The following is a 21,996-nucleotide window of genomic DNA, read 5'->3' on the forward strand; positions in this document are numbered from 1 at the left end:
CGCAATGGCTGGAAAGAAACCGGGCACATCGTCGTCTCGGCTGTGACCAACCGTACTCGTGAGTAACCTGAGCGGGCAAGCTCGCAGGTGTCTGTGACCGTGTGGGGTTTGTCACCTGTTGTCGCAGGTCAAAGGGTATGTGTGACAGATACTTTCAGTAACCGCGAGTTGCAGACAACTTGTCGCTACCGTGCGGACAGGACGTCGCTGACGGTTCCCGCCATCTTCGCGCGGAACACCTCCGGCGCGAAGGTCATGGCGTGATCGCGGACCTTGGCGGGATCGTAGGTCTGCGAACGGAAGTCGCGCATCACCTGTGCCAGTGCCGCCACGACCTCGTCATCGGAACCGGCAGGCACGTATTCGCCGGTGACGCCGGGGCGCACGGTGTCCAGGGCGCCGCCCGCGCCCACAGCCAGCACCGGGGTGCCGCAGGCCATGGCTTCCACCGGGACGATGCCGAAATCCTCGATGCCGGGCATGAGCAGGGCCTGGCAGCGCCGGTACATGTCCTGCAGCAGATCGCCGGAGGTGGCACCCAGGAACGTGGTCTCCGGGCCTGCGATCTGTTCGAGTTGGGCGCGGAAGCGGCCCTCGCCGAGCACGACCAGGCGTACCCCGGCCAGCTGTGCGGCACGAATGGCCAGGTCGGCGCGCTTGTAGGGCACGAGCCTGCCCGCGCACAGGAAGAAGTCCTCCCGCGGCACGGATGAGTCGGGGGTGAACCGGCTGACCTGCACGGGCGGGTTGACCACCGACGCGGGCAGTCCCCACCAGTCGGTGACGCGCTGCGCCACGGCGTGGGAGTTGGCGATGACGTGCGTCAGGCGCGGCGCGGCGCGTAGTTCGCCCCGGCGAGCCAGCGTGCCGAGGGCGCCGAGGGCGAGTTGGCCCGCGCGTCCGCCGGCTTCCTGGGCGCGGAACTCGCGGTCCCAGGCCCAGCGGGCGGGGGAGTGCACGTAGGCGACCACGGGTGCGTCGGTGGCCAGGGCGGCCTGGGTGGCGAACGCGTGATGGCTGATCACCACAACATCGAAGTCGCGCAACGGCATTCGGCGTAATGCGCGTGGTGCGAGGGGGAGCAGGGGTGCGTGCCTGCCGCCGGTGAGGTCATGGGCCTTGCTGAGCCAGGTGTCGTGGACATCGCGCACGGGTTCACGCACGCCGCCGGGGGCGACGATCGGCGCGAAAACCTGTGCCTGCGGCCAGGTTTCGACGAATTCGCAGACCACGGCTTCGGAGCCGCCGAACTCGGTGAAACGTTCGTGGACGATGGCGACACGGGTCATGCGACGGTGCTCGTTTCGATCTGTCGGGGTGCGGCGGTGCGACGCAGCGCGGGGGCGACGGGGCGGCCGCGTAGCAGCCCGTGCACGGTGCCGCGCTCGATCGCGCGGGCGTAGACCTGTGCCGCCTCGGCGCAGGCGGCGATCGTGGTCGCGATCGCGTCGTCGTCGTGGGCGGCGGAGGTGACGAACGACTGGCCCAGCACGCCGCGAACCAGCAGTTCCTGGATGAACAGCGTTCGAAAGGCTTGCGACGGTGCACCTTCGGCGTCGAGGGTGCGGTAGATCAGGCAGGACGGTCGGCCGCGCACCTGGAGGAAATCGGCGATGCCGAGGTCGGCGGCGATCTTGTTGACGCCGTCGGCGAGGGTGCGACCGGCCTGTTCCATGCGCGCCACCGGGTCCTGCGTGCGATAGGCGTGCACCACCGCGCGGAACGCGGCCAGGGCGGAGGTTTCGGGGCCGTGGGTGGTCGAGAGCAGGAACACGCGATCCTCATCGGTGCGTAGGCCGCCGCGTTCCATGTACTCGCGCTTGCCCGCGAGCGCGGACAAAGGAAACCCGTTACCCATCGCCTTGCCCCAGCACGACAGGTCAGGCGTCACCCCGTAGACGGCCTGGGCACCGCCCGCTGCCCAGCGGAAACCGGTGATCATCTCGTCGAACACCAGTAGCGTGCCGTGCCGATCACACAGTGCGCGAACACCTTCCAGGTATCCCGGCAGTGGTTCTGCCATGGCGGTTGCGGCCTCCATGAACACCGCGGCCACGGTGCCGTGCGCCAGCACTGCCGCCAGCGCGTCGAGGTCGTTGTACGGGAATTTGACGGTGTCGACAGCCGGGATGCCGGCTGCCATCTCGGTGGTGCCGATGAACCAGTCGTCCACGGAGAAGAACGGCTGATCGCAGATCGCGACGGTGGTGCGGCCGGTGACGGCCCTGGCCAGGCGCACCGCGGCGGTGGTGGCGTCGGAGCCGTTCTTGGCGAACTTCACCATGTCGGCACCGGGCACCAGCGCCAGGAAGTCCTGTGCGGCAAGCAGTTCCAGTTCGGTGGGCCTGCTGAAGCTGACACCGTCGGCGATCGCGGCGGTCACCGCGGCCAGCACCGGGGCGTACCCGTGCCCGAGGGTGACCGCGCGCAGGCCCATCCCGTACTCGACATAGCGATTGCCGTCGGCGTCCCAGACGTGAGCGCCGTTGCCGCGCACCAGGATCGGGGCCATGCCTTCGGGGTACTGGTCGGCGCCGCGGGCGTAGGTGTGGGCGCCGCCGGGGACCAGGTCGTGCAGGCGGTCCTGCAGGTCGTTGCTGCGGTCGAAACCGTGATGCTCGGTCATGCGGGTGCCCCTCCGGCGTCGACAGAATCTGGTGCGGTGCACAACGCCCACAGGTCGTGATCGGTGAAAGTGCCGTCGCTGCCACGGAATCGGTGCAGGGTGCCCTCGTGGCGCAACCCGGCCGCCAGCGCTACCGCCGCCGCGGTCGCGTCGGTGGCGGGGATCGCGCACGCGACCCGCCAGATACCGCGTTGCTCGATGGCGTACGTGATCAGCATGCGCAGTGCGGTGGTCGCGACGCTGGGGTCGCTGGACGGCGAAACCTCCACCGCCGCACGCACATTGTGGTCGAACATGTCCTGGTCGAACAGGCGGCAGTAGCCGACGTAGCGGCCTCGGTGTTCGACGGCGAACAGCAGGCCGTGCGCGCTGCGGATTCCCGCGCGGGATGCGGTGAAGGACTGCCACCACGTCCGGATCGTGCGCAATCGCATCGCGGGGCGGCGGGTTGTGGGTGGTAGCGGTGCGCCCACGTCGCCGGCGAAATCCGTTCGGCGCCAGGTGCGTACGGTCACCGCGCGTTCTTCGTCGTGCAAGGCGACCGTTTGGGAGCGGTGGATCGGGTCGGCGACATGGCGCAATCTCCCGATCAGACGCCTGGCCAAGGCGCGCAGGATCACCGACCGGGCGATCGTGTGGCTGACGTCATCGGTCGCCGGGTCGTTCACGTCGGAGGACGGCGCGCCCCGCCTGTTGGAGGACGTCGCGTCGTGCCTGTCGACCGAGTTGCCCGAGTTGCCCGGGTCGCTCGGTGCCGCGAGATCGTGCGCCGTCGCCGTCGATGCCGGATGCGCGGCCAGATACCCCGCCAACCAATCGGCCGCGAACCCACCCGGCGGTATCCGATCCCGCGTCACCGCCCACAGTTCGTGGTCGACCCTGGCACCACCCGCGTCGAAGTACCGCGTCATCACCGCCTCGCACTGCCAGTGCTTGCGCACCGCGCGGCGCGCATCGGCATTGGTCACCGCGATCGGAGCCGTGATCCGTTCCAAGCCCACCGTGTCGAACCCGAAGTCCAGCAGCATCGACCCCGCGTAACCGGTGACCCCGCGGCGGCCGATCTCGGTATCGACCCACACGCTCATTTCCGCGGACCGCGCGTGCTGGTCGATGCCGACCAGTTCGATCTGCCCGGCGAACCGTCCGTCGATCTCGAGCACCATGCCCACCCGGCGACCCGCCGCGGATTCGGCTGCCGCACTGAGGCATTCGTGCACCCAGCTCGCGGGCGTATGCCGTTGCTCCCACGACAGCGGCGAGCTGAACCAGTACGGTTCCAGCATCGCGCGATCACGCAGCCGAATCCGCCGCCACTGCGCGTAATCGTCGAACCTCGGTGGGCGAAGCAGCACGGTCGCGCCGTGTAAGCGGACCGGTCCGATCCGCGCCGAAGCGTAGGACGTGCTCATCGTCGCGGCCGTTGCTTGCCCATGGACACGGTGCGCAACGCCCCGTCGGTGCCGACCACCAGGCGCCAGAACCCGCCCGCGGGATCCTTGAGCACCACACCCGCTTCGGCGTGATCGGATAACCAAGCGCCACTGGACAATACGGCCGAGCGCACCGCGCCGTCGTTGCCCTGGGCCTGGAACAGGTCGGCGTCGCCCTGGCCTGCCCTGGTGATCACCGTGCCGGTGAATCGTGAGGTGCGCATTCCGCTGCGCCCGATCACCTGCCACCCGTCGGGGAACACGCCGGCCCGCAGATCGTCGGCGGTGCCGGAGATGAGGTTGATCGCGGTGCCCTCGGCGCAGTCGGCGGGGTCGATGCGCAATTCCGTTGCGGGACGGTCGGATTCCTGGTCGAAGACCACATTGGCCAGGTACGGCTGCCTGCAGTACACCAGGTCGATGCCGACCGAGCGGGCCGCCACCTTGCAGTTGACCATGCCGAACTGGGCGGGTCCGCCCTTGCCCTTGGTGCCCACCGAGACCGCGATGTCGGCGCCCTCGAACCAGATATTGGTCAGCCACCAGTCGTTGGCCGCGCCGTCGATCAGGATGTGCCGGTCGGTGGTGCGCGGATCACGATCGGACACGAATTCGGTATTGGTCAGTGCCAGACCGGCATTGTGGTCGTTGCCGGTGCCGAGCACGCCCACGTAATTGCTGGTGAATTTCGACGAGGTGACGTAGTTCTGGATGCACTGCGTTTCCAGGCCGACGCCGAAATTGTTGATATCGCAGTTGATGAACGCGGTGCCGCCGGTATTGCGGTCCAGCACCACGCCGCGCTGGGCCAGGTACCGAGGGTGGTTGTCGCTGAGGTGATTACCGCGGATCACCACCCCGTCGAACGAGCAGCGGAAGCACTCCGACAGCACGAAACAGGTGGCGCGCGGTCCGGTGAGGTAGAAACCTATGCGGGAGAACCGAACCCGGCTGCGCTTGTCCAGGTGGATCAGCGTGATGTCGTCTTCGCAGAAGATCACGCTGGCATCGCCGCCGTCGCCGAGAACGGTGGCGTAGTCGGGCATCTCGGGCCAGGAGCGGACCCGATAGGTGCCCGCGGGGAAGTACAGGACCACCGGTCGATCCCGGGCGCCCGCGGCCGCGGCGATGGCCGCGGTGTCGTCGGCCTTGCCGTCGCCCACGGCACCGAAATCCCGCACATTGCGGGCCGCGGGGGTATCGCTGACGTGCGGTGAGCGGAATTCCGCCCCGGGTTCGGGCTCGGCGGCGCACGCCGCGGCCAGCGGCAGCACCGCCGCGGCACCGAAAGTGGCGGCCAGCAGCCGCCGACGACCTACCGACTCCTCGCTCATACCGGCAGCCGCTCCAGGAATCGGGTCAGCCCCGCCGACGGCTTGCTGTACACGACCACACCGGTGAGTTTCGCGGTGCCCAACGTCGCCAGCGCACCACGCAATCCGGGCCCCGACAGCGCACCCAGTTCGACCACGCCCACGGTCGCGTCGCACAGGGGTGCCACGCCGAGCGCGTCCGCGGCGACGGTGACCGGCGCGGTCTCCACGATGACATGGTCGAAACGCGACGCCAGATCGGTGAGCAGTTCGGCGAACCGACCCGAGGCCAGCAGGTCGGGGGTCTGCTGATCCGACGCACCCACCGGCAGGAACGCGATCCCGGTCTCCGACCACGGCGTCAGCGCCTTGGCCACCGGCAGGGTGCCGCGCAATACCGCGGCCAGCCCGGGGCTGTCGCTGGTGATGAACTTGGAGCTGCCGCCGCCGCTGGTATCGGCGTCCACGAGCACCACGTGATGTTCGCTGTCGGCCAGCGAACGGGCAAGTGCCATCGCGACATCGGGCTCCGAGCGCGGCGACAGGCTCGTCAACTGCACGGACTTGGCCGGGTCGTGCTGCAGCAAGCGGCTGCGCAACCGGCGCGTCTCACCCGCGGCCGCGGGCCTGCCCGCATCGATCACGCCCAACACCGGAACCGGCAGCGCGCGCGCGACCGCGTCGGGTGTGCGCAGCGACCGGTCGGTGCGTTCGCGCAGCAACGCCGCACCCGCACCCAGCATCAGGCCCGCGATCAGCCCGAGCAGCACGAACCTGCCCGGTTGCGGACCCAGCGGTGTGCTGGGCACCTGCGCGCGATCGACCACGGCGACCCGGGCCGCGGGCGCGGCGTCGCGCTGGATCGACTCGAGCTCGTCGACGAGTTTGCGGAACTGCGACACCGCGGAATCGGTGAGATCGCGGGCACCGGTGGGGGAGGAGTCCTCCACCGCGATCATGATCACCGAGGTCGCGGGCGGTGAGCTGGCGGTGATCTTCGCGCGCATCTGCTCCGGCGTGATCTGCAGGCCCTTCTCGTCGACCACCCTGGCCGCGACCGTGGTCGAGGCCGCCAGGTCGAGGTAGGACCGCACGCGCTGTTGAGCGGCCAGACCGCCCTGATACGAGTCGTTGACCGAGGTGCCGGTCGCCATCGACACATACATCGAACTCGACGCGGAGTACGTGCTCGGCACCGTGGTCGCATAGGCCCACGCGGCCCCCGTGCATACCAGCACCACGGCCACGATCAACAGCCATCGCTGTCGAACAATGCGCCAGATATCGATCAAACCCATCGCTGGGACTCCATTTCCCCTGGTACTACACATGATTCGGTGCGCCGGAACTCTTCGACGACCAGATACACCAGCCACGCCAGCACGGCGGTCTGCATGAATTTGCCGATATTTTCCATACTGCCCAGAATTCCGCGCTCGAACAGCGTCGAGGCGCCGGTGATCGCCAAACCGAGCACGACCACCGGAAACCACCGCGAATACAGCGAATACGACCAGGCCAGCAACAGCGCGAAGGTGAACAGCGCGCAGATCACCACCCCGGCGTAGCCGCCCAGCACGTAGCCTTCGTTGAAATTGCCCTCGGCCAGCGAGACCGTCACCGTGCTCATATCCACCGAGGCGCCGCGTACCTGGTTGGCCCAGGCCGTGCCTGATTGGAATTTCTCGAGGCCCAGCAGCGGTGCCGGGATCAGGCTCAGCGTCGAGTGCTGGACCACCTCCGACGGGGTCAGCCAGCCGCCGGGACCGTAGAACAGGGCGTCGGTCGCGGCTTCGAGTAGGTCGAATCGGCGCAGGATGCTCAGGAACGGTTGCACGTTGTCGGGGTAGATCGAATCCACCGACGCGGCGTCGCGGGCGGCGGTGCCGGTGGACTTGAACGACTGCAACCAGCCGAAGCCGATCACGCCGAGCACACCGATGCCCGCCACGCCCAGCGCGGTGCGCCGGTTCCAGCCGATCATCGAGAACCGGATGGCCAGTGCCAGCGCGGCGCCCAGGATCGGGGTCTTGGACTGCACCGCCGAGGACCACCACAGTTCGCCGACCAGCAGTGCCGCGAGCATGATCGCGGTGCGGCGCGGGTCGGGCGGGCGCAAGAAGATGATCAGGCCGATCGCGGCGATCGAGGCCGGGACCGCGAGGAACGCCAGCAGCGGGTTGGCGCTGCCGACTTCACCGGCGGTGCCCGCGGTGCCCGTGGCCTTGCTCGCGATCCGGCCGAGCATGCCGATGATGTACAGCGCCAGCAGAGCCGGTACGAAATCCGCGTCGTCCAGGGCCGCGGGCCGACGCAGCGGTCGGCGGTGCGACCAGATCGCATAGGCGACAACAAGTCCCGCGTACACCCACAGCCCGAACACAACATGCTGCAATGCCAACGCGATCCCGCGGTCGTAGCCCAGGTCGGCCAGGCGCGGGTCGGGCACGTTGTCGCCGAAGTGCGGAACGGGCTGCACGGTCATCAGCACCAGCGGTCGCGCGACATACGACAGCGACCAGAACAGGGCCTGCGCGACCAGGAACACCCGGGCCACGCCGGGAACCCACAGCGCGGCCACCGCGATGACCAGCAGCGCGGCGGCGACGACGGAGACGGTGGCGTAACCGGTCAGGGCCGCACCTCCTGTGCCAGCGCCACGATCTCGCGCGCCCGATCCACATAGCGGTGCCCGTCGGCCAGCACGCGGCGGTGTCCGGCGTCGGCCACCGCGGCGACCTTGTCGGGTTCGGCCGCACACCGATCGAGGATGTCGTGCAGTTCGTCGGTGTCGGAGAACAGGAAGCATTCGGTGGTGTCGTCGAGCAGTTCGGCGTGCTCGTCGGTGCGTTCGCCGACGAAAAGGCCACCGGCAGCGGGCACTTCGAAGGTGCGGCAGGTGTGGGTGTCGCGGTTGTCGGAGTTCAACAGCACCAGGTTCGCGCGGACCTGGGCCACCGCGGCCGAGTACTGGGCACCGTAGACGGCCCCGCCCACGTGCGCGCCGGTGGCCCGCAGTTCGGGAACTCGGCGCCAGCCGGGGCCGCGCACGAGCATGCGATCGCCGTACCGTTTCGCCAGGTCGACCATGGCGGTGCGACGGTCGGGACGGCACACGCCGATGAAGCCGACGAGAAAGTCGCGGCCGTCGCGGCGCGCGGTGGGGTGGTGCCAGGCGGGGTCGTAGGCGCTGCGCACGAAACCGACGGCGCGCGCACCACGGGCGGTCAGCTCGGGCACGTTGTGGCGTTTGGTGGTGACCACCAGATCCCACTGTGCTTCGTGCGCGAGGTAGGCGGGGGTGAGGTTTTCCGGGTTCGCCACATCGTCGGCGCTGTAGTGCACGTGCAGCGCGCCGGGCAGATCGAGCAGTCTGCGCTGGTCGAGATGGATTCCCTTGAACACGAACACCATATCGGGATCGAAGGCCGCGGCGCTACGTTCGATTCGCTCGTGTAATGCGCGCACCTGCCACGGGGCCCGGTCGCCGCGCGCTTTGGCGTAGATCCACGGTGGCGACAACCGGGTCGGCAGGGTGATCGCGGTGGAGTCGATCACGAGCACGTCGTGGCCGGCCTGCCGGAAACCGTCGGCCAGCGAGCGGGCGTTGCTGCCGAGCCAGTCGTCGCCGATGAACAGAATTCTCATGCGTGCGGATCCTTGTTGCGCCGGTCGCGCAGGACCAGCATCCTGACCCGCGCGAGATACCAAGCAGCCACGGTGTATTCGACCAGCACGCTGCCGTAGACCAGAGTATGTACCGAGCGGGTGTGGAATGTGAGGCCCAGCGCGCAGGCCGCGATCACGGTGCCGATCACCGCGCCGGTCAGTACCCCGAAGGTGTCCTGGCGCACCGGCAGGAGGGCGGTGGTGACGAACGAGGTGACCGTGGTGGCGGGCAGGATCAGGATCTCGATCCGCAACAGTGCGGTGGCACTGAGAAATTCGGTGCCGAAGATCACTTCGATCAGCCAGGGTGCTGTCACCCACACCAGCGCGCTGACCAGCGACGCCAGCGCCACACAGGCCGCCAGGACACGCATGCTGTCGCGCCAGAAGTTGGCGTCGCCGCTGCGCCGGGCCATGCGGGGCAGCAGCGCGAAACCGATGGGGTCCAGCAGTGATTGCAGCGCGCGCACGAGGCGGTCGCCCGCGGAGTACAGGCCAAGGGCTGCCGCGTTCAGGACCACCGAGTAGATCGCGGCGGCGCCCTGGCCGTAGGTGGTGATCAGCAGGCGGGAGGCGAAAACCGGTGCGCCCGTGCGCAACAGCTCGCGCACATCGCTGGGTCGCGACGGTGCGCCGTAGCGTCGGGAGGTATCGATCCAGGTCGCCACGACCGTGGGGATCGACGAGACCAGCAGGCACAGCACCGCGACCTGGGCGCTCGGCATCCGTGGCAGCACACCGACCAGCAGGGCGAGGTAGCCGAGTCGGCCGATGCCCTGGTAGGCGGTCGACGCGCCGAAACGGCCCTGGCCGATCAGCAGCCAGTCCTCCGACATCGACCAGAAACCGCCCGCGAACAGGCCGAGCAGGATCATCTGCACCGGCTCGGGGACACCGAAAGCCAGCCCTGCCCCCAGCGCCAGGCCCAGTACCAGCAGCAGCGTGACGCGCACGGCGAGGTAGTCGCCGCGCAACTGGTTGATCGCGGCGAAACGCGCGCCCGCACCGTGACTTTCCTCGGCGTCGGGCACGCGTGCCGCCATGAACGAGGTGATGCCGAGGTCCACGATCAGCGAGCCGATGAAGTAGGCCGACATCGCCATCGCGAGCAGCCCGAGGCCGTGCGCGCCCAGCACCCGGGCGATCAGCGGCACGGTGATGAACGTGACCAGGTACTGCCCGTACTTGCCGAAGCTGACGAAGCCGATGTCACGCAATACCGCCAGCGGACTGGACTTGACGTGCTTGCCGCCGCCGCCGGAGCCGCGCTCGTCGTCGGGGCGGCGGTGCGCGCCGGACTGGCGTGGCACGGCTTGCACGTGCGGGAAGACGTCGGTGGTGACGGTGGCCAGGTAGCGGTCGTGCTCAGTCACCGCGGGTCACCATGGTGTCGAGGAAGTCGGCGACGGTGCGGGCGCTGGTGTGGATGTCGAAGTCGCGGGCGCGGTCCCGGCCCGCGCGGGCCAGGCGTGCGCGGGCGGCCGGGTCGTCGAGCAGGGTTTCCAGCGCCGCGGTGAGTGCGCCGACGTCGCCGCCGGGCACGAGCAGGCCGTGGACGCCGGTGTCGATGATCTCGGCCGGGCCACCCGGTGTCGCGGCGATCACCGCGCAACCCGCCGCCATGCCTTCGACCACGACTTGGCCGAACGGTTCGGGCAGCACCGAGCAGTGCACGAGAATGTCCGCGGTAGTGAGGTATTGGGTGGGGTCGTCGACGTGGCCGGTGAACTCGACCGGTACGCCCAGTTCGGCCGCGAGTTTCTCCAGCTGTGCGCGGTACGGTTCCTCGCCGAAGAAGGTGCCGCCCACCAGCATTACCCGCGCGGGGCGCACGGTCAGTGCCGCGACGGCGTGCAGGAACACGTCCTGGCCTTTCCACGGGCTGAGCCTGCCGACGACGACAACCACCGCTTCGGCTGCCGGCCGGGTGCGCGGATCTGTTTGTGTGACAGGCAGTTCCACGCCGGGGTAGGCGATCGCGGTGGGTAGGTCGGGCAACGTGGTGGCGGTGGCGTGGCTGTTGGCCAACTGGCCGCGGCACGCGAGTCGGGCCAGCGCGCGGATGGCCATCGCGGGAATTCGACCGAAGTAGTCGGGGGAGACGCGGTCGTGGACCTGCCACACCAGGGGAACGCGGGCGCGGCGGGCGGCCACCGCGCCCAGAACCAGGGCCTTGGTGCTCTCGGCGACCACGACATCGGCGCCGGCCGATTTCACCGCCGCGCCGACATTCCAGCCCAGTCGCAGCAGGGCGAGGAAGCCGGTGAGCAGGCCGAGCACGCCGGTGCCGATCCGCATCGCACGCGAGTCGAATTGTCCCGGTACGACCAGGGTTTCGATGTCGCGTGCCCGCATGCGGGCCACCATCGGGCCGTCTTCGGTGTAGATCATGGTGACCCGGTAGCGGCCGGTCGCGCGCAGGGCGTCCAGCAGGCGCAGCGTGGCCAGTTCGGCGCCCGACGGCGCGGCGGTGTGCGCGAGGAACACGGCGGTGGTCATCGCAGCGTCCGATACAGGTCCGCGTGCCGGGCCGCGGCGACATCCCAGGTGAAGGTTTCCGCGTGCGCTCGGCAGGCGGCGGGATCGGGGACCGTGCCGTTCAGTGCGGAGACCAAACGGGCGGCCAGGGCATCGGGCTCGCCGGCGGGGACCACGAGCGTGGGGTCCAGACCGCGGACCGCGTCGGGCAGCCCGCCGCAGTCGGTGACGATCGGCGGTCGGCCCGCGGCCAGCGATTCCAGCGCGATCAGGCCGAACCCTTCCAGCGCGAGCGTGGGAACCACCGAGACGGTGGCTTCGGCGTACAGCTGAGTGAGCTGGTCGTCGCTGACCCGGCCGGTGAAATCGACAGTGTCGCGCAGGGTTGCCGCCGCGGCGCGCAGTTCCGCTTCGGCGGTGCCCGTGCCGACCACGACCAGGCGGGCGTCGGGGTGCGCGGCCAGCACCTGCGGCCACGCACGCAACAGCACGTCGATGCCCATGCGCCGCTCGAGCCTGCGCACGCACAGCACGGTCCGGGTCGCGGCGGCGGCATCCAGGGGTGCGGCGCGGAACCGGTGCAGGTCTACGCCGGGAGCGATGATCGAAATCCGTTCGGCGGGAACGTGATAGTCGCGTTCGAGCACGTCACCGAAGTGCTGCGACAGCACGATGAACCGGTCGGCGCCGCGGTAGCGCAGTCGTTCGAACAGGTACTTGGCGCGCACCGCCCGCGCCGACTCGCCCGCCATCGCGCTCTCCTGCGCCCACGGTCCGTGGAAGTGGACCACCAGCGGCAGCTTCGACGTCGCGGTGCGCGCGACCGGGCCGTACAGGCAGAAGTGCCGGTCCACGACGGTGCCGGGGGACAGTTCGTGGCGGGCGAGCAACGCGGTGCGGGCGCGGTGCAGGGTGGAACCGCCCGTCGGCCCCCATGATCGGGCGCTCGCGTCGTCGGCGGGGCCGAACGCGGACGCGGTCACCGCCAACTCCGGGCGGCGCGCCACAGCGCGGTACAGATCGGTGAAATACCGGTTCAGTCCGCCCGGTGTGGCACCGAACCATTCGGAACCGGTCATGTGCACACCGAGCATTGCGGTCGCAGTCGTCAACCCCCGCACCCTTCATCATGTGTCCCGCGAAGTGCATCCCGACCGGCGAAATCGCTCTATACCCATAGTCTAGGGGAGTAATCACCTGCGAGCCTACCGGGCGGCGGCCAGTGCGGTCGCGGTGTAGATTCGTCACAGGGGATGAGGGGGTGCAACAAGGCGCGCCCCGATAACAGGGAGTGCCTACATGGTTTCCGCGTTGACGGTGTGTATACCTGCCTACGACGCCGAGCGCACGCTCGCGGTCACACTCGAGTCGGTGCTCGCCGAAGACGCCGACTTCGAAGTGCTCGTGCTCGACAATGCCAGCGTCGACCGCACCGGCGAGATCGCCCACTCCACCGGCGATCCGCGCGTGCGGGTGCTGCGCAACGATTCGGTGCTGCCGATCGGGGCCAACTGGGACCGGGTGATCCGGTCCGCGTCGGGTGACCTGGTGAAAGTCGTGTGCGCGGACGACATTCTGCGCCCCGGTGCGCTGACCGAACAGTGGGCGCTGATGGCGGACCCGTCGGTGGCGATCTGCGCGGGACGCTTCGACGTGATCGACGAGCAGGGCGAACTGCTGGAAAGCGACCTCGGACTGCCGGGACTGCTGGGGCGTCGCACGCCACGGGAACTGGCCAAAGTCATTGTGCGACGGGGACCGGCGGAGTTCGGGCCCACGGCCGCGGCGATGTTCCGGCTGGCCGACTACCAGCGCGTGGGTGGGCTGCGGCCCGACCTGGTGTTCCCGATGGATGTCGACCTGTTCGCGCGGGTGGCCACCGGTGGGCACTTCGTCGGGATGGACCGCATCGTGGCGGCCTGGCGCAATTCCTCGTTCAACCTGTGCAGCCGCACCACCACCAGGTCCAAGCTCACCGATATGTATCGCTTCCATCACCGGATCGCCACCGACTACCCCGAATTGGTCACGCGCGGTGATGTTTTCACCGGGGACCTGCGGTTGGTGGGTCAGATCATGGAACGCGTGCGGGTGCGCACGCTGGGTGCGGTCGGTGCGGTTCGCCCCGGCGGATAGCGCTTCGCCCCGGCGGAAAATAGTTCAGCGCACGATGTTCCAACGCCCCGGCGGGTCGATTCCCGCCGGGGCGTTTCGGATCAGATGGAGAAGGTCTTGCCGTAGGTGACCACGGTGTCGCCGCCCGCGCCCACGATCTTCACGAACGGGCGGACGTTGGTCTGTCCGAGCACGCCGGTGACGGTGCCGTGGAAGCCCGAAAGGCGAAGCACGCCTTCGGCTCCGGAGATGTCGCCGCCCGCGACCTCGACCTCTTGGATGCCAGGCCCGAAGCCCACGGCCAGCTCGATACCCGCCTGCGGGATCAGGCCGTCGATCGTGGCGCTGGGGTCACTGCCGAGTTCGATGCCGAGGCTGGGCGTGGACCACTCGAACTTGAGCTTGCCGTCGAGGGTGGCAGGGTAGCCGACCTGGTAGCCGATGGTGATGTGGCCCGACCAGTCCGCGGCGTCGGGGCCGGTGACCAGGTAGGAGGCCGCGCCGCTGTGGAACCACTCACGGGTGAGCGGGTTTCCGTCCAGCGGGGCGACGAAGTCGATTCGGGTGTCGGATTGGATGGCCTCGACGGTGCGGTTCTTGCCGTCGAGAACGGTACTGCTGCTGTCGATTCCGGCACCGGCGGAGCCGGCCCCCATCGCCAGACCGACGGCGATGGCCGAAGTCATCGCGGCAATGCGCAGCGCGCGCGGACGAAACACAGTGTTTCCCCTCATCAGATGTCCCCTGGATACTCGCCCGTCGAACGCTGCGTTCGACGCCGCTGGCCCCCTGACGATCTGGGCGCCGGCCACCGCGACGCTGCGGTGGTCCAGCGGTGATCGGAGTTCGATCATGGTGCGGCGCTGGGCGTTCCGAGTATCCCACGGGATTCGATCATGCGCTGATCAACATAAGATCGTCTATGCCACAGTCTTCGCACGACACTATTACCGGCGCGGGCCACCCGGATCGTCGATAGTCCAGCGACCGTCGAGTTCGGGCAGGGCGGTGCGGACTTCGGCGAGCAGGTCGGGCAGCGTCAACAGCACGACGTCGGGGTTCGCGGCGACCAGTTCGGCGGGGGAGATGATGGGCACGTCGGTGCCCGGCATGCGGCAGCCCTGTTTGGCGGGTGAGGCGTCGGCGACGGCGGCGAGCAGGCCGCGGTGCGCGCCCGCCATGGCCAGCAGGGCCACGGCGCGGGAGGCGGCGCCGTAGGCGTACACCCGGTGTCCTTGTGCCGCACCGTCTTCCAGCCAGTCGCGTAGGGCGTGGACGTGCCGGTCGACGGTGTCCTGAAGCTGTGCGGTGGCTTCCAGCGCCTCGGCCTCTGCCGCGAGGATCTTCTCGACCGCGGCGTCGGGTGCGTGGTCGCCGTGGCGGACCGCGAGCAGCACGGTGCCGCCGTAGAGGTCGAACTCCCACGCGGTGACCACGCTCATGCCCGCGGCCTGCAGCAGGCTACGCAGAGTTCGCAGGCTGTAATAGGCGAAGTGCCCGTGCCGCAAGGCATTCCACTGGCCTTCGGCGACGATGGTGGCCAGCGAGTGGTACTGCACGAGCAGCACGCCATCGGGGGCGGTGGCGGCGGCCCGAGCTGCGAAGGCGGCCTGCTGGTCGGGTTCGTGCATGATGCCGAAACAGTCGAGAACGATATCGGCTGGGCCACCAGCGGTTTCGGTGAAGCCGTGTTCGGTCAACAGTGGCAGCCAGGTGCCCCCGTGCGGACTGCCGAACTCGGTGACCGTGTGCCCGTGCAGTAGCCCGGCATCGTGCACCAGGCGCACCGCTGCGGCGGCCTGGTCGCGCAGTGCCTGCGGTTCGATGCCGCGGGGTTCGGCGGTGACGGTGTCGTCGTCGGCGAGTTGGGCCAGTCCGCAGTCGGCACACTGGTCCATGCGCAGCGGGTGGCCCGCCTCGCAGGTCGCGATCGCAGTGTCACGTGGCGGAAAGTGATCGGCCGCGGGCACAGCCCCCAGATCGAGAACGGGTGTGAGCGTGGAATTTCCGCAGCCGCGGCATCGGCGGGTCATGGCAGGATGTCCTCGTGCGTATCGAGCAGACCGAATTGGCCGACGTGGTGGTGCTGGTTCCCGAACCGTTCCGGGACGAGCGTGGACTGTTCACCCGAACCTTCGACGCGGGCGAATTCGACGCTCACCTGGGCGTACCAGGGGCGGCGGCGAGTTTCGTGCAGGATTCGCAGTCGAGGTCGGTGCTGGGCACGATCCGCGGGATGCACGGGCGTGGTGGGCGTGGGGAGGCGAAGCTGGTGCGGTGCGCGCACGGTGCGGTGTACGACGTGCTGGTCGACATTCGTCCCGAATCGCCGACTTTCGGTGCGCGCCAAGCATTTCGGCTCGACGATGAGCACTTCCACCACCTGTATGTACCGCCGGGTTTCCTGCACGGTTTCCAGGCGCTGACCGAAGTCGCCGATGTCTGCTACCGCATCGACCGTCCGCACGATCCCGCCGAGGACCTCGGGGTCGCCTATGACGACCCCGAGTTGGCCATCGACTGGCCGCTGCCCATCGGCCCGGTCTCCGCGCGCGACGCGCAGGCCGACAGCTGGGCCGCGTTGCTGGCTAGGCTGACGCCGACGCACTGATCCGACGCAGCTGCGCGTCCAGCACGCCGGAATCGCACAGGCCCTGCAGGTGCGGCAGCCGGGTGAAGCGGCGGAAGAACGCGTCGGAAGTGAGTCCGCGCGCGGTGTACTCGGTGAACAGCTCGGCCGCGCCCGCGGGTACCGTCCACTGCGCTTCGAAGCCGAGAACCTCACGTGCGTAAGAGAAGTCGACCCGGTAGGAACGTGGGTCGGCACCGCTTTCGCCGGTGATCAGCAGTCGCGAACCCGGTACGGCCTCCACGACCGAGGCGGCGATCTCGGCCACGGTGAGGTTGTTGACCTCGGTGCCGATATTGAACGCCTTGCACGACACGTCCGCGGCGGGCGCGGTCAGACAGGTCGCGAACGCAGTCGCGATGTCTTGCGCGTGTACCAGCGGACGCCATGGAGTGCCGTCGGACAGCACCTTCACCTCGCCGGTGAGCACGGCGTAACCGACCAGGTTGTTGAGCACGATGTCGGCGCGCAGACGCGGTGAGAACCCGAAAGCTGTTGCGTTGCGCAGGAATACCGGCACGAAGCTGTCGTCGGCCATGGCGGCCACGTCGTCTTCGACGCGCACCTTGCTCTCGGCGTACGGCGTGATCGGACGCAGGGGAGCGTCCTCGGTGACCAGGTCGGCACCGGCGGCACCGTAGACCGAACACGTGGACGCGTACAGGAACCGCGCGACCCCGGCCTCCTTGGCCAGGCGGGCCAGGCGCACCGACGCGTGATGGTTGATGTCGTAGGTGATCTCCGGTGCCAGGGCACCCAGTGGATCGTTGGACAGCGCGGCCAGGTGGATCACCGCGTCGAAACCGCGCAGGTGTTCGACGGTTACCTCGCGCAGGTCCACCGCCAAACCCGTTGGGTCACCGGCGAATTCACCGAGCACACAGTCGGCGAAGTAGCCGATGTCCAGGCCGGTGACCTGGTGGCCCGCAGCCTGCAATACCGGCACCATCACGGTGCCGAGGTAGCCCTGATGTCCGGTGACAAGTACCCGCATGTTCACGTCTGTTCCCATCTGATGATCGCTTTGTCGAGCACGAACGCCTCGGCATACGGTGCGTGGCACTGCACGCCACGCAGCCGGGCCAGCCCGAGGAAAGCCTGGTCGTCGAACCAGTCGCGGCCGGTCTGCGACGGGTAGTGCTTGTGCAGCAGTTCCGACTTCTGTTGGGCCAGTTCATGACTCAACGGGTGGTACAGCGTCGGGGTCGGGGTGTCGGTCTCCCACTTGAGGATTTCGTAACCCAGGGTGAGGTGGTCGCGGAACTCGGTAGGCACCAGTTCGGCCAGCAGACGGTGGTCCTGGTGGGCGTCGCCGCGATGCGGGGCGAACACCACCTCGGGTTCGCCGCCGCGACGAAATTCCGCCAGTGCGTCTTTGATCCGGTCCCAGTGCGCGGGTGCGCGACCGTCGGGGATGTCCAGGACCCGCAGGTCGGGTTCGGTGCCGGAGCAGAACGCGGTCAGTGCCGCGCGCTCCTCGTCCTCACGTGCGGTGCCGCCGCCCGACAGCACCAGCGCCCGCACCCGCACCTGCGGATCGGCCGCGGTGAGCGCGAGAAGCGTTGCGCCCATACCGATCGCGATGTCGTCGCAGTGCGCGCCCAACACCGCGATGCGGCGTGGTGGTTGGGTGAACAACCCGATCACGGCTGGTCCCACACCATCCACGGGCGGGTGCCGTTGCGGTAGGCATCGTCGAGTTCGGCGCGTTCCTTGAAGGTGTCGGCGGGCTTCCAGAAGCCCATGTGCTGATACCCGAACAGCCTGCCCTGCCCGGCCAGCGTGCCGCACGCGTCGGCGACCAGGTCACCGCCGGGCGGCAGCAGATCGAAGATCTCCTGGCTGAGCACGAAGTAGCCGCCGTTCTCCCACAGCGGCATCTGCGCCACCGGGATGATGTCCTTCACCTCGCCGGTGGGCGCGATATCGACACAGTGGAACGAGGACTGCGGGGGCACCACCATCATCGACGCGGCCGCACCCGAGGCGTGGAAACGTTCGATCATGGTGTCCAGGGGCGCGTCGGTGAGCACGTCGGCGTAGTTGGCCAGGAAGTACTCGTCGCCGTCGAGGTGGTCACGCACGCGGCGCAGCCGTTCCCCGATCGCGGACTCCACGCCGGTGTCCACGAAGGTGATCGACCAGTCGCTGATATCGGTGCCCAGCAGCTCGAGCTGGCCGTTACGGATCACGAAGTCGTTGGACGCGGACTCCTGGTAGGTCAGGAAGAAGTTCTTGATGTGTTCGGCGCCGTAGCCAAGACACAGCACGAACTCCTTGTGGCCGTAGTGCGCGTAGTAGCGCATCACGTGCCACAGCAGCGGGCGCGGGCCGACCAGCTGCATGGGCTTGGGCACGACATCGCCGGAACCGCCGCGCATGCGCATGCCGTATCCGCCGCAGAACAGGACGACCTTCATCGGTTGGTTCACTTTCCTTCGGAGTGTGCGCCGGCCGTCACCGGCGTACCGACGTCGATGGTGCCGCGATGCAGCACCGGCAGCGGATAGATCAGTTCGCCACCCCACTGCGCGACGTGGCGCAGCTGGGCGGTGATCTCGGTTTCCAGATTCCACGGCAGCACCAGCACCACATCGGGCTGGTCGGCGTCGATGCGTTCGGGCGCGTGGATCGGGATGCGGGTGCCGGGGGTGAAGCGGCCGTGCTTGTACGGGTTGCGATCCACGGTGTACTCGAGCAGGTCGGGGCGGATGCCGCAGTAGTTGAGCAGGGTGTTGCCCTTGCCCGGTGCGCCGTAGCCGACCACCCGCTTGCCCGCCGCGCGGCAGTCCAGCAGGAACCGCAGCAGTTCCTGCCGCACCGATTCCGCACGGGCGCGCAGCGTGTCGTACCCGCCGGGTTCGTGCAGGCCCGCGGCACGCTCGAGGTCCAGGACCTCCTCGACCCGGGCCGTCGGCTGTGCGACCGCGTCGGGACGGGCCCACAGTCGAATCGAACCGCCGTGGGTACCGAGCAGCTCGACGTCCACCACGGTCAGACCGGCGATCGCCAGCGCGCGCTGCGCGGAATGCACGGTGTAGTACTGGAAGTGCTCGTGATAGATCGTGTCGAACTGGCCCAGTTCGACCAGGTTCAGCGCGTGGTGCACTTCGATGCTGAGCCAGCCGTCGTCGCTGAGCAGGGTGCGCAGCGCGTGGGTGAACCCGCGCAGATCCGGCACGTGCGCGTAGACGTTGTTGGCCACCACCAGGTCGGCCGGGCCGTGCTCGGCGCGCACCCGCGCGGCCGAAACCTGGTCCAGGAACGCGGTTTCCGTCGGAACGCCCGCCTTGCGCGCGGCCAGGCCCACGTTCACCGAGGGCTCGATGCCAAGGCATCGGATGTCGCGCGCGACCGCGTGCCGCAACAGGTAGCCGTCGTTGCTGGCCACCTCCACGACGAACGAATCAGGACCCAGGTCCAGGCGCTGCGCCGCGTCGGTGACGAACTGTTCGGCGTGGCGCACCCAACTGTCGGAGAACGACGAGAAGTACGCGTACTCGGTGAAGGTGTCCTCGGGGGTGATCAGCGCCGGGATCTGCAGCAGCAGGCAGTCCTCGCACAGCCGCAGATGCAGCGGGTACGTCGATTCCGGCAGGTCGAGTTCGGCCGTGGCCAGGAAACTCTCGCACGGGGGCGTCGCGCCCAAATCGAGAACGCTGCGCAGCCTCTCGGAATCACAGAGTCGACATTGCACGTGGAGCCCCCACCTTCATACCCGTTCACCAAAAATGTCACGGCTGATGCCGGTCATGCCGGACGTCGGCCCGACGGGCTCAGACGTTACAGCGGCGCGCGGCATCCGGCGCCGAAAGGTGCCGGGGCAGAAACAGATTCGTGGTATGTTTCGGAGTTCGACCAGGTCGATCCGGCACCGGCTAACTGTCGGCGAGGCCGACCGATTCTCACATTTCTGTGACGCCACTCACTGCCGAAAGCGGCTGTCCTGCACTCATATCGAAAGGCGATAGCGATATTCGTGATAGCCATCGGGTTGCCGTGTGATCTGGCTAACTATCGGAATCGATTGCGACAGTGACACTTCGGCATGAATGCCGCGACAGGGTCTGTAACAATCATCGAGCGGGGATCGAATCGACGGGAAACAGGCACGGCCGCTGTGGCCGCGTCCCGGTCGACGGGGATCGGGAAACGATTCGTCTCCCGAAGGGGAGGTGTGGGTTCATGAGCTACGAGCTCACCGGTATCGGCGACGTAGAGGTCGCCAACGGTGTCCAGGCGATGCGCCGTACGCAACGCGAGAATTGGCAGTCCACGTTCGTCCAGCGGTTGGCCGTCACCGACGTCGTCGCGGTGTTCGGCGCGGTCGGGGCCGCGCAGGCCATCCGCTTCGGCGGCCCCGCCGCGCCACCGCTGGCCTGGCCGCTGCCCTACGAGGTGGGCTATTCCGTGGTGTCGCTGGCCCTGGCCGTGGGGTGGCTGGCGCTGCTGCACGGGTACGGCAGCCGCGCACCGCAGACGATCGGCACCGGCGGCGAGGAGTTCCGCAGGCTGGTGTCGGCGACCCTGCGACTGTTCGGGGTGCTGGCGATTTTGGCGCTGCTGTTCCGGGTGGAGGTCGCGCGGGGCTATCTCGCCATCGCACTGCCCGCCGGCTTGGCGGCGCTGATCGCGGGACGCCTGGCATGGCGAATGCGGTTGCGGCAGTGGCGAGCTCGCGGACGGTGCCACACCTCGGTGTTGGTGGTCGGGTCGCCCGAGGCCGCGCATGCGATGGCCACCGCGTTCACCGGCGACCCCGGCTCCGGCTATCGCATCGTCGGGGTGTGTGTGCCCGCGGGATCTGTTGGCGCGCAGTTCGATACCACCGATGGTCCGGCGGTGGTCGGCGACGATCGCTCGGTGCTGGACGCGGTGCGCCGCAGCGGGGCCGATTCGGTGGCCGTGGCGGCCACCGAGCATCTCGGGCCCGCCGAATTACGGCGGATGGCTTGGGCTTTGGACCCGCTGGGCGTGGATCTGATCGTGGCGCCCGGTGTGGTGGACATCGCGGGGGCCCGATTGACCAATCGACTCGTGGCGGGAATGCCCATGTTGCACATCGACCCCCCGCGCTACGGGCGCGCCAAGTCCAGTCACAAAGCGTTGTTCGACTTGTGTTTCGCCACACTGGTATTGGTGCTCATCGCGCCGATGCTGGCCGTGATCGCGATCGCGGTGAAGGCGACCAGCGCGGGGCCGGTGTTCTACCTGTCGGAGCGGATCGGCCGCGACGGCATCCCGTTCCGGATGATCAAGTTCCGCAGCATGCTCGTGAACGCCGAGAGCGCGGTGGAGGCGCTGATCGAGAGCAACGGCGGAAACCCGGTGTTCTTCAAGGTGAAAGACGATCCGCGGGTGACCTCGGTGGGCCGGTTCCTACGCAAGTACAGCCTCGACGAACTACCCCAGTTCTTCAATGTGCTGCGCGGGGACATGAGCGTGGTCGGGCCGCGCCCGCAGGTGCAGCGTGAGGTCGACAGCTACGACGGGGAGATGCGACGGCGGTTGCTGGTGAAGCCGGGCGTGACCGGGTTGTGGCAGGTCAGCGGGCGGTCGGATCTGTCGCCGGAGGATTCGGTGCGGCTGGATCTGTCGTATGTGGAGAACTGGTCGATGGTGCTGGACCTGGCGTTGATCGCGCGCACGGTCGGGGCGGTCACTCGCGGCGACGGGGCGTACTGACACCGGGGTGGCGAGTCGACGCCACCCCGGTTCGGCCGGTAGGCGGAG

The 21,996-nt window shown here is 68.5% G+C and carries 19 protein-coding genes; 3 read left to right on the plus strand and 16 right to left on the minus strand.

Features of this window, described 5'->3' with window-relative positions:
- Positions 1 to 185: 185 nt before the first annotated feature.
- From ACFWVD_RS10425 to ACFWVD_RS10470, 10 genes are all read right to left on the minus strand, one after another.
- Positions 186 to 1,289, minus strand: coding sequence for a glycosyltransferase (locus ACFWVD_RS10425; RefSeq protein WP_379241748.1), 1,104 nt, complete (start codon positions 1,287 to 1,289; stop codon positions 186 to 188).
- Positions 1,286 to 2,626 carry a glutamate-1-semialdehyde 2,1-aminomutase gene (locus ACFWVD_RS10430; protein ID WP_379241749.1) on the minus strand — a complete coding sequence of 447 codons (1,341 nt, stop codon included), beginning with the start codon at positions 2,624 to 2,626 and terminating at the stop codon, positions 1,286 to 1,288. The genes ACFWVD_RS10425 and ACFWVD_RS10430 overlap by 4 nt, the downstream gene beginning before the upstream one ends.
- Positions 2,623 to 4,038 carry a GNAT family N-acetyltransferase gene (locus ACFWVD_RS10435; RefSeq protein ID WP_379241750.1) on the minus strand — a complete coding sequence of 472 codons (1,416 nt, stop codon included), beginning with the start codon at positions 4,036 to 4,038 and terminating at the stop codon, positions 2,623 to 2,625. Before ACFWVD_RS10435 ends, ACFWVD_RS10430 begins: the two co-directional genes overlap by 4 nt.
- Positions 4,035 to 5,393 (minus strand): glycosyl hydrolase family 28-related protein, encoded by a 1,359-nt coding sequence (locus ACFWVD_RS10440; RefSeq protein WP_379241751.1) that lies wholly within the window; start codon positions 5,391 to 5,393, stop codon positions 4,035 to 4,037. The genes ACFWVD_RS10435 and ACFWVD_RS10440 overlap by 4 nt, the downstream gene beginning before the upstream one ends.
- Positions 5,390 to 6,670, minus strand: coding sequence for a Wzz/FepE/Etk N-terminal domain-containing protein (locus ACFWVD_RS10445; RefSeq protein ID WP_379241752.1), 1,281 nt, complete (start codon positions 6,668 to 6,670; stop codon positions 5,390 to 5,392). Before ACFWVD_RS10445 ends, ACFWVD_RS10440 begins: the two co-directional genes overlap by 4 nt.
- Complete coding sequence (locus tag ACFWVD_RS10450) at positions 6,661 to 7,953, minus strand: hypothetical protein (RefSeq protein WP_379241753.1); 1,293 nt, start codon at positions 7,951 to 7,953, stop codon at positions 6,661 to 6,663. The genes ACFWVD_RS10445 and ACFWVD_RS10450 overlap by 10 nt, the downstream gene beginning before the upstream one ends.
- A 50-nt stretch (positions 7,954 to 8,003) precedes the next feature.
- Complete coding sequence (locus ACFWVD_RS10455; protein WP_379241754.1) at positions 8,004 to 9,020, minus strand: glycosyltransferase; 1,017 nt, start codon at positions 9,018 to 9,020, stop codon at positions 8,004 to 8,006.
- Entirely contained in the window at positions 9,017 to 10,267 is a 1,251-nt protein-coding gene (locus ACFWVD_RS10460; protein WP_379241984.1) for an oligosaccharide flippase family protein, read from the minus strand. The genes ACFWVD_RS10455 and ACFWVD_RS10460 overlap by 4 nt, the downstream gene beginning before the upstream one ends.
- A 139-nt stretch (positions 10,268 to 10,406) precedes the next feature.
- Positions 10,407 to 11,540: a glycosyltransferase family 4 protein gene (locus ACFWVD_RS10465; protein ID WP_379241755.1), complete on the minus strand. Its 1,134-nt coding sequence runs from the start codon at positions 11,538 to 11,540 to the stop codon at positions 10,407 to 10,409.
- Positions 11,537 to 12,598 (minus strand): glycosyltransferase family 4 protein, encoded by a 1,062-nt coding sequence (locus tag ACFWVD_RS10470; RefSeq protein ID WP_379241756.1) that lies wholly within the window; start codon positions 12,596 to 12,598, stop codon positions 11,537 to 11,539. Before ACFWVD_RS10470 ends, ACFWVD_RS10465 begins: the two co-directional genes overlap by 4 nt.
- 220 nt (positions 12,599 to 12,818) lie before the next feature.
- Here ACFWVD_RS10470 and ACFWVD_RS10475 point away from each other — a divergent pair, with 220 nt between their 5' ends.
- Positions 12,819 to 13,655, plus strand: coding sequence for a glycosyltransferase family 2 protein (locus tag ACFWVD_RS10475; protein ID WP_379241757.1), 837 nt, complete (start codon positions 12,819 to 12,821; stop codon positions 13,653 to 13,655).
- An 80-nt stretch (positions 13,656 to 13,735) separates the two neighbouring features.
- Here ACFWVD_RS10475 and ACFWVD_RS10480 read toward each other — a convergent pair whose 3' ends face one another.
- Together ACFWVD_RS10480 and ACFWVD_RS10485 are read right to left on the minus strand one after the other, a co-directional pair.
- Positions 13,736 to 14,368, minus strand: a complete 633-nt coding sequence (locus tag ACFWVD_RS10480; RefSeq protein ID WP_379241758.1) for an MspA family porin — start codon at positions 14,366 to 14,368, stop codon at positions 13,736 to 13,738.
- 213 nt (positions 14,369 to 14,581) lie between these two features.
- Positions 14,582 to 15,667 (minus strand): class I SAM-dependent methyltransferase, encoded by a 1,086-nt coding sequence (locus ACFWVD_RS10485; RefSeq protein ID WP_379241759.1) that lies wholly within the window; start codon positions 15,665 to 15,667, stop codon positions 14,582 to 14,584.
- Between the two features lie 14 nt (positions 15,668 to 15,681).
- Here ACFWVD_RS10485 and ACFWVD_RS10490 point away from each other — a divergent pair, with 14 nt between their 5' ends.
- The gene (locus ACFWVD_RS10490) at positions 15,682 to 16,245 is read left to right on the plus strand and encodes a dTDP-4-dehydrorhamnose 3,5-epimerase family protein (RefSeq protein ID WP_379241760.1); all 564 of its coding nucleotides are present in this window, start codon (positions 15,682 to 15,684) and stop codon (positions 16,243 to 16,245) included.
- Here ACFWVD_RS10490 and ACFWVD_RS10495 read toward each other — a convergent pair.
- From ACFWVD_RS10495 to ACFWVD_RS10510, 4 genes are read right to left on the minus strand one after another with little or no spacing between them, the layout of a single operon-like run.
- Positions 16,223 to 17,257 (minus strand): NAD-dependent epimerase/dehydratase family protein, encoded by a 1,035-nt coding sequence (locus tag ACFWVD_RS10495; protein WP_379241985.1) that lies wholly within the window; start codon positions 17,255 to 17,257, stop codon positions 16,223 to 16,225. The genes ACFWVD_RS10490 and ACFWVD_RS10495 overlap by 23 nt on opposite strands.
- A 2-nt stretch (positions 17,258 to 17,259) precedes the next feature.
- On the minus strand, positions 17,260 to 17,910 hold the full coding sequence (locus ACFWVD_RS10500) for a PIG-L deacetylase family protein (RefSeq protein ID WP_379241761.1): 651 nt from the start codon (positions 17,908 to 17,910) through the stop codon (positions 17,260 to 17,262).
- A complete protein-coding gene (locus ACFWVD_RS10505; protein ID WP_379241762.1) occupies positions 17,907 to 18,683 on the minus strand; it encodes a glucose-1-phosphate cytidylyltransferase in 777 nt (258 codons plus the stop codon). The genes ACFWVD_RS10500 and ACFWVD_RS10505 overlap by 4 nt, the downstream gene beginning before the upstream one ends.
- An 8-nt stretch (positions 18,684 to 18,691) precedes the next feature.
- Positions 18,692 to 19,960 (minus strand): methyltransferase domain-containing protein, encoded by a 1,269-nt coding sequence (locus ACFWVD_RS10510; RefSeq protein WP_379241763.1) that lies wholly within the window; start codon positions 19,958 to 19,960, stop codon positions 18,692 to 18,694.
- Positions 19,961 to 20,448: 488 nt separating this feature from the next.
- Here ACFWVD_RS10510 and ACFWVD_RS10515 point away from each other — a divergent pair, with 488 nt between their 5' ends.
- A complete protein-coding gene (locus tag ACFWVD_RS10515; RefSeq protein WP_379241764.1) occupies positions 20,449 to 21,948 on the plus strand; it encodes a sugar transferase in 1,500 nt (499 codons plus the stop codon).
- The last annotated feature ends 48 nt before the right edge of the window (positions 21,949 to 21,996 follow it).

It is taken from the genome of Nocardia sp. NPDC058666 (assembly GCF_042714895.1).
Taxonomy (GTDB): domain Bacteria; phylum Actinomycetota; class Actinomycetes; order Mycobacteriales; family Mycobacteriaceae; genus Nocardia.

What these genes read in the sequence shown, in the direction of transcription:
- ACFWVD_RS10435 (WP_379241750.1), bottom strand. Translation starts at nt 4,038, where the DNA reads ATGAGCACGTCCTACGCTTCGGCGCGGATCGGACCGGTCCGCTTACAC.
- ACFWVD_RS10440 (WP_379241751.1), bottom strand. Translation starts at nt 5,393, where the DNA reads ATGAGCGAGGAGTCGGTAGGTCGTCGGCGGCTGCTGGCCGCCACTTTC.
- ACFWVD_RS10445 (WP_379241752.1), bottom strand. Translation starts at nt 6,670, where the DNA reads ATGGGTTTGATCGATATCTGGCGCATTGTTCGACAGCGATGGCTGTTG.
- ACFWVD_RS10485 (WP_379241759.1), bottom strand. Translation starts at nt 15,667, where the DNA reads ATGACCCGCCGATGCCGCGGCTGCGGAAATTCCACGCTCACACCCGTT.
- ACFWVD_RS10465 (WP_379241755.1), bottom strand. Translation starts at nt 11,540, where the DNA reads ATGACCACCGCCGTGTTCCTCGCGCACACCGCCGCGCCGTCGGGCGCC.
- ACFWVD_RS10480 (WP_379241758.1), bottom strand. Translation starts at nt 14,368, where the DNA reads ATGAGGGGAAACACTGTGTTTCGTCCGCGCGCGCTGCGCATTGCCGCG.
- ACFWVD_RS10515 (WP_379241764.1), top strand. Translation starts at nt 20,449, where the DNA reads ATGAGCTACGAGCTCACCGGTATCGGCGACGTAGAGGTCGCCAACGGT.
- ACFWVD_RS10425 (WP_379241748.1), bottom strand. Translation starts at nt 1,289, where the DNA reads ATGACCCGTGTCGCCATCGTCCACGAACGTTTCACCGAGTTCGGCGGC.
- ACFWVD_RS10430 (WP_379241749.1), bottom strand. Translation starts at nt 2,626, where the DNA reads ATGACCGAGCATCACGGTTTCGACCGCAGCAACGACCTGCAGGACCGC.
- ACFWVD_RS10455 (WP_379241754.1), bottom strand. Translation starts at nt 9,020, where the DNA reads ATGAGAATTCTGTTCATCGGCGACGACTGGCTCGGCAGCAACGCCCGC.
- ACFWVD_RS10495 (WP_379241985.1), bottom strand. Translation starts at nt 17,257, where the DNA reads ATGCGGGTACTTGTCACCGGACATCAGGGCTACCTCGGCACCGTGATG.
- ACFWVD_RS10475 (WP_379241757.1), top strand. Translation starts at nt 12,819, where the DNA reads ATGGTTTCCGCGTTGACGGTGTGTATACCTGCCTACGACGCCGAGCGC.
- ACFWVD_RS10470 (WP_379241756.1), bottom strand. Translation starts at nt 12,598, where the DNA reads ATGACCGGTTCCGAATGGTTCGGTGCCACACCGGGCGGACTGAACCGG.
- ACFWVD_RS10505 (WP_379241762.1), bottom strand. Translation starts at nt 18,683, where the DNA reads ATGAAGGTCGTCCTGTTCTGCGGCGGATACGGCATGCGCATGCGCGGC.